This is a genomic window from Campylobacter sp. BCW_6466 (assembly GCF_001762835.1).
Classification (GTDB): domain Bacteria; phylum Campylobacterota; class Campylobacteria; order Campylobacterales; family Campylobacteraceae; genus Campylobacter_D; species Campylobacter_D jejuni.
On sequence record NZ_MJXO01000009.1, the window covers coordinates 1 to 1,781 of the forward strand.

1 protein-coding gene is annotated in these 1,781 nt (G+C 25.5%); it reads left to right on the top strand.

Annotated elements, in window-relative coordinates; all coding sequences use genetic code 11:
- Window positions 1–709 precede the first annotated feature (709 nt).
- Window positions 710–1,781, top strand: a 1,072-nt coding sequence (locus AJ887_RS10580) for a hypothetical protein (protein ID WP_186820922.1), incomplete at its 3' end; no start/stop codon positions are given.

Consider the following 1,781-nt stretch of genomic DNA (forward strand, 5'->3'; position numbering starts at 1 on the left):
TTTCACTCAAGCTACTGCTATAAACAATTTAGGCTATAATTCTACTTTCACAAAAATCTTCATCCTAGATAAAGAAAATCTAAATGATACCTATCTTGATGCTAGAAAAAGGCTTTATAAATCTATCAATACTTTAAAAGAAAAAAGAAATGAAAAAATAAAAGATATCCAAGACTATTTAGATAAAGAAATTTCCTTACAAGATAATCTAAATAATCAAAGCTTTAATACTAAGGAAAATGATGTTAATTTAATTTTAAACGAAGTATTTAACATAGAGCAATTTTATGATAAAAATACCAATACCATAGTATTAAAGACAAATAATATAAAAATCATATTCTTAGATAAAGTAAATTTACAAGATTTGCAAGATAATTCTAACAATACTTCTTTCATCTCTATGTCAAATTTGATCCATATTTATGATAATCATTGTGATATTTTTGCAAAAGATAGAAGTGTTTTGGATATAAAGGACATAGAAGAAAAATATCAAATAGATTTTAAAAGTTTAGATACAAAAATCTTCCTAAACTCCACCCTCCTTACAGGCTCAAGTGAACTTCCTAATAATCCTTTTTACTTTGGAGAATTAGATCAAGATAATACTATAAAACAAGATACACCCAGTTATTATTTTTCTCCTAAAGATGAAAGCAGTGGTTTAGGAAGACTTAGTATCTTTTATAAAAATGATGAACTTTGCTTGCTTAATTATTCTATTATAGAAAATTCTTTAAATATTAAATTAGAATGTTTAAGCAAACAAAGCTTAGAGTATAAAGACTTAATTTCAAACACTTTAAAAGAACAAAAAACCACACAAGTAGATAAAAAACAAGCTATAGCTAAACTTCATGCTCTTTTAGAAAATCAAAACCTAGAATGTATCCATGGAGGTAAAGTCATACTTAAATCAAACAAAGGAAAAACTTTTAAAGATGATGGTGTGCCTATAATGCTAGAAAGTGATTTATTAAACTCTAGTATAGTAGCTTGTCCTAATACTATAGCAGGTGTAAGTGTTCCTTGTACTAAAGTTGTTAATGTAAAAGGATCCTTATCTCAAAAGAAAGTCAATAATGAATATGTAATCTTACAAGAACTCATCTCAGCTTGTAAAACAGATAAAGGCTTTGCTTTAAAAGTAAGCTTTACTCCTACTAAGTTTAAATTTGATCACAGCTTTGATCCTAAAGAGGGCTTAGGAGAACAAAGTAAAAATCAAATAGAGTTAAAAGAACCTATAATAAGACTTCATTATAAAAGTGATAGATTTCAAAAAGATAATTTACCTATCTATAATCTTTTAATCAATAATGAAAAAAAAGAACAAGATAAGGCTTTAAATGAATTTAATATAGATTTAAAAGATTTAAAAGATATAGAGGATATAAATATTCTTAATCAATTCAAACAAGACTTTAGTAAAGATTATGAATTTAAAGAATTAAATCTTAGCTTTGATACTAATTTAATCAAACTTTATTTTATTATCCCAAAAAACATTGCTAAAGTTTATAAAAGTGCTTATAAGGAATTTGAAAATAAAGATTTAGGAGTAGGGTATTTTACACAGCTACATGAGTATGATAAAATCATCAAAAATGCTTTAGAAGATAATAAAGAATTAAACGAATATCATTTTAGTTTTTTAGCTCCTGCAAAAATGCAAAATTTAAAACTTCAAATCGCACAAGGACTAGATGAAATCTTAGAAGATGAAGATAGAAAACAAGAGCTTTATGTTTGTAAATTTGTGGTGGTAAATGGGGTTA